General features: G+C 30.4%; 4 protein-coding genes and 1 pseudogene. All 5 read right to left on the reverse strand.

Annotated features, from left to right (window positions below):
* On the reverse strand, nt 1-1,027 hold a 1,027-nt coding region (locus RSB60_RS10680; RefSeq protein ID WP_332616260.1), incomplete at its 3' end, for a DEAD/DEAH box helicase.
* 66 nt (nt 1,028-1,093) lie between these two features.
* Nucleotides 1,094-2,044, reverse strand: coding sequence for a S66 family peptidase (locus RSB60_RS10685; protein ID WP_332475761.1), 951 nt, complete (start codon nt 2,042-2,044; stop codon nt 1,094-1,096).
* A complete protein-coding gene (locus RSB60_RS10690; RefSeq protein WP_332616263.1) occupies nt 2,041-3,012 on the reverse strand; it encodes a hypothetical protein in 972 nt (323 codons plus the stop codon). Before RSB60_RS10690 ends, RSB60_RS10685 begins: the two co-directional genes overlap by 4 nt.
* A gap of 131 nt (nt 3,013-3,143) precedes the next feature.
* Entirely contained in the window at nt 3,144-4,613 is a 1,470-nt protein-coding gene (locus tag RSB60_RS10695; RefSeq protein WP_323380536.1) for a glycoside hydrolase family 1 protein, read from the reverse strand.
* A 203-nt stretch (nt 4,614-4,816) separates the two neighbouring features.
* A pseudogene (locus RSB60_RS10700) lies at nt 4,817-5,345 on the reverse strand (hypothetical protein); the annotation flags it as partial.

The following is a 5,345-nucleotide window of genomic DNA, read 5'->3' on the forward strand; positions in this document are numbered from 1 at the left end:
CTTTCTTAATTACAGTAGGTAAAGCTGAATATAAAACTTCAATGCGAAGATTGGTTGACTTCAATAAATTTTTCATGGATTGATAATGTTGTTTTGCTAATATTTCAGTAGGAGCTAATAATGCAGCTTGTTTTTTTGCTAAGCAACATGCATACATCGCAAGTCCTGCTACAACAGTTTTTCCACACCCCACATCACCTTGAACAAGTCGATACATTATTTTTTGACTTTGTAAATCTTCCAAAATATCATTGACCGCTTTCACTTGATCCTTAGTTAATGGAAATGGTAAATGATTGGCTAAACGAAATACATCATCAAAATCAAAATGTTTTCCTTCTTTAAGAACTGATTCAGAATTTTGTTTACGAATAAGTTGAATCGCTAAGTGAAATTTTAAAAATTCTTCATACTTTAATGTTCTTATTGCTTGTGCAACTTCTTCATTGGATTTAGGAAAATGCATCATCCTTAAAGCATCTCTTTTATGAAGTAAACGATAACGTCTAATATATTCACTTGGTACATCATCTGCAATTTCATTTCTTACTGTTTCATAACAACGTGTTATGCATTCATGAATATTCTTTTGGGTTAAACCATACTTAAGAGAATAAACTGGTTGAATTCCTAATTGCTCATTCAATGGTTTTGTATTGTATTGTATAGCAGTGATTTTACGATTTCCCTCATAATTACCAATAATTGTCAGCGTTTGTCCAAGCTCCATTTTGCTTGCCCATGGGCGATTAAAAATAACAATATCAAAAACATCATCCTCATTCTCAACTTGAAACTTAGTCATTGTACGACTTCCTTTAAAACGGAAACTTCGTGGATAGGTAATTAATCTTGCTTCTATTACAATTCTATCTTTTGTTTTCCATTCATCATAAGGTTTACATTGCAGTTGTTCATAACGAAAAGGATAATAAGATAATAATTCTTCACTTGTCTCAATTCTCATTTGTAAAAATAACTCTCTTTTCTTAGGAGGTATTCTACACTCTTTTAATGTTTTCGACATATCTTCACCCACTTATATTTTAAACTACTTTACTTGCTTATAAAAGATGAATAAGCATAAACAAAATTATTTATGCTTAAAATCATACGCTATTGTAAATCGCTTATTTTTCACTTCTACATTGACATACGCCCCATTTACAAATGGAATGGTTGGATATGTATGCCCTACTTCAACATCATAAATAATAGGTATACTTAATTTTAAATCTTTCAATGCCTCATCTAATGTGACATCAAAATATGGATCAGATATTCTTAATTTTCCTAATATTATACCTTGTATATGATTAAAATATCCTGCTTGATTCAATTGCCACAAACAACGTTTAACACCTAAAATATTATAATCATAAGCTTCTAGAAATAATAAAACTTTCCCCTTTTTTCCTTTACTAAATTCTCTAATTTTTTCATATTCAGTTTCCATTAAATTTGTAATAACATCTAATGTTCCACCAATTAAATATCCTTCAAGTTTAATATTTTTTCGCGGTAAAACACCTGTATCTTCATCCAAATATTGTGTAAATACTGTCTTCTCATTTTTAAGTAACGCTATTAAATCATTACTTGATTCTATCCATTGATCTGTTTTATATTCTGTTATTGTCATACCATAGATAGAAGCAATATGCGCGTGTGTAGCAAGTGGCAAACAAAAATTAGTATTGTCTGAATAACCAATAAACCATTTTGGTTTTGCTTGTTTCAACAATTCAAAATCTAAATAAGGTAGGATTTCATTCATTATCTCACCACCTGCACATGACCAAACAATATCAATCTTATCATCAAGATAGAATTTCATTAATTCCTTCGCTCTATTTTTGGGTGTGTTACTTTGTGCTTTATCTAATTGGTAAATACTTTTGCATTCAACAATAGTAAATCCTTCTTTAATTAACTCTCTCTTAGCATTTTCATAATTGATTCTATAACGATCTCCTGACACACCAAAAGAAGGTGCAACAACGCCAATTGTACATGGTAACTTTATAAATGCAGGTACTTTCATTCTTGTATCCTCTTTTTCATCATAATTAATAATGCCATTTTCATTGCATCCTCAAAATTAAGTACATTAAGTCCAATTTTTTCTTGAATTACTTTAATACTATTTTCTACTTCTCTATCAGTAATCATCAACTCATTTGCTGTAACACTCACCGATAAATTACATCTTAAAAATGTTGTGACGAATTCAATATCACTATCAATTATCAATTGATAATTATTCTTTGTCCACATATCACTTATTTTACGTATATCATTTTGTGATAGTTTAGAAACTAAATATGAAACCCCCAAATCATTTGAAGATAATACATTTTTTTCTTCATAGAACACTTGTCCTAATGAAAAGACATTCATCAATTCCTTAACACCTTGATGTAATTCTTTTGCTGAAAGTATTGTTTCACCGAATACAATTGAACAATCAAAATTGTATTTTTTAAAATCATTGATTAAGTTATTCGCATAAATCTCACTTGGTTGCATTTGATTTGCAAGTACAATAGTTTTATCATCCATTGTCACTACAAGCTCATCATCGATGAAAAATATCTCTTTCATATCGTCAAAACGTTCTTGATTATGTTTTGGCTTTATTATATAAAGCTGATAAATATCTTCAAACAAATATTGGTCGCAACGTTTAAATTCATCATCAGTCAATGTATCTTGAATTGCTTCTGCAATTAATTCTTCAATTGATAATTCTTCCCTTTTTTTCTCTAGTTTATTTTTACAAGCAATTGCAACAACCATTAGATAGTCGCGATTTTCTTTTTCATCTGTAACAATATGAAAATCATGTTTTCCAACTTGAAACGAAACAACCGCTTCTTTATCTTGATTATCATTTCTAAATTGCATTCTTTCTCTTGTATAAGCAATACAATTAAATGATTCATCATACAAGAAAAAATCACATTCAAATTGCTTACTGTATTTAATTAATAAATCTTGAATTTCATTCATTTTAACACCTCTTTGATAGCATTAGTATAGCATAATTATTCATAAAAAAAGACATGAGCCCTCTAAATCATCTCATGTCTATATTACCTATACTACATTTATATTATTCCAATAATCATTGTATAAATTGCTTAAATTATTTTGCCATTGGATTGAATTACTTTTTTGTACCATTCAAATGAATCTTTTTTCCTGCGTTCAAAAGTTCCATTTCCTTCATCATCTTTATCAACATAAATCATACCATAACGCTTTTTCATTTCCCCTGTTCCAGCAGAAACTAAATCAATGCATCCCCAACTTGTATATGCAATTAAGTCTACACCGTTATCGATAGCATTCCCCATCTCTTTAATATGATCACGCATATACTCAATACGATAATCATCATGGATACTTCCATCTTCTTCAACTTTATCTACAGCACCTAAACCGTTCTCTACAACCATTAATGGTTTTTCATAGCGATCATAAATCATCTCCAAATAGTATTTTAATCCTTCTGGATCAAATGCCCATCCCCAATCACTATATTTCAAATAAGGATTTTTTGCTCCCATTGAGAAGTTTCCACCTGCTTTGTCTTCTATTGCATGTGTTGTAACTACAGTAGACATATAGTAAGAGAAAGTGTAAAAATCCACACAACCTTCCATTAAATCTTGCTCATCTTGTTTTGTAATATCCAATTTAACATCTTGTTCTTTCCATAGACGTTTTGCGAATGTAGGATACTTACCTTTACTTTGAACGTCACCACAATAGAAAATATTCTTTTCCCATGCATGGCGATTCAATAGAATATCTTTTGGATCACTTGTTCCAGGATAGAATGTAATACCACAAATCATACATCCTACGTGATAATCAGGATCAATTGCATGCGCCATTTTCACTGCATGTGCACTTGCAATAAATTGATAATGTAATTGTTGATAAGCACGTTGATATCCTTCTTTGGTTGCTTTATCACCAAAAAGTTCTAAAAACATTACTGTGTTATTAATTTCATTGAAGGTTAACCAATACTTGACTAGACCTTTATATTCTTCAAAACATACTTTTGCATAACGATCAAAAAATTCTATTGTTTTTCTATTATTCCATCCATCATAATTTTCTTCTAAATAGAGCGGTGTATCAAAATGATGTAATGTTACCAATGGTTCAATATTATATTTTTTTAATTCTTTAAATACATTACGGTAAAACTCAATACCTTTTTGATTTGGTTCTATTTCATCCCCACGAGGAAAAATACGACTCCATGATATAGACATTCTAAACATAGTAAATCCCATCTCAGCCATCAGCGCAATGTCTTCCTTGTAATGATGATAGAAATCAATTCCATCATGATTTGGATAATAATATCCATCAAGTACTGCCAACTTTGCTCCCTCAGGAAGCTTGCCTCCTGTTCTTGGAATTGCTCCTGTTGTTCCATCTGGCATTTGATATGTAAGCATTCGTGGTGAATGATTGCTTCCAGCTGTTAACATATCTGTTTCTGCTGGTCCTCTTCCATCTTCATTCCATGCACCTTCACATTGGTTGGCCGCTGTTGCTCCACCCCAATAAAATCCTTCTTTAAATGACATAAAATACTCCTCTCTTTTATTCTGATTTAAGTTCATCATAAAGGAATTTAAATATAACTACAACCATCATTTTTTTATACACTTAAACTCTATATATTACGTTGTGTATAAATATTTTATCTATTTATTTATTACTGTATAACTCAAAATGAAGTGAATAATATTTGATTTCAGATAAAAAAAGTCTTAGATTTCTCTAAGACTTACTCAACTCCAATAATGAAATTATATACTGGTTGATTTCCTTTTTGCGTATCAACTTCTACATCAAATGTAGATGCAATATAGTCTTCTACTTGACTGACATCTTCATCTGTTGCATCTTCACCAACAAGTAAGGTAATGATTTCACTTTCACCATCTACCATCTTGTCTAAAAGTCTAAATGTTGCTTCTAACTTATCATGTGTTGCGACAACGATATCTTTCTCAAAGATACCCATATAATCACCTTCATTGATTGCTAGTCCTTCAAATGTTGTATCTTTGATTGCATATGTAACTTGTCCAGTTTTAACATGTGCAATCGCAGCATTCATTTCTTCTAGATTATCTTCTACCTCTACTTCAGGATTAAACATGATACATGCTGATAATCCTTGTGGAATAGATTTTGTTGATAATACATGAATGTTATCATTTTCTAATACATCTTTTGCTTGTTGAGCAGCAAGAATAATGTTTGAATTATTTGGTAATATAAATATATGTTCAGCATTGAGTTCTTTAATC

It is taken from the genome of Anaerorhabdus sp. (assembly GCF_036657415.1).
Taxonomy (GTDB): Bacteria; Bacillota_I; Bacilli_A; order Erysipelotrichales; family Erysipelotrichaceae; genus Anaerorhabdus.

Bases quoted from the DNA above. Each gene is read 5' to 3' on its own strand.
- RSB60_RS10685 (WP_332475761.1), bottom strand. From the start codon at position 2,044: ATGAAAGTACCTGCATTTATAAAGTTACCATGTACAATTGGCGTTGTT.
- RSB60_RS10690 (WP_332616263.1), bottom strand. From the start codon at position 3,012: ATGAATGAAATTCAAGATTTATTAATTAAATACAGTAAGCAATTTGAA.
- RSB60_RS10695 (WP_323380536.1), bottom strand. From the start codon at position 4,613: ATGTCATTTAAAGAAGGATTTTATTGGGGTGGAGCAACAGCGGCCAAC.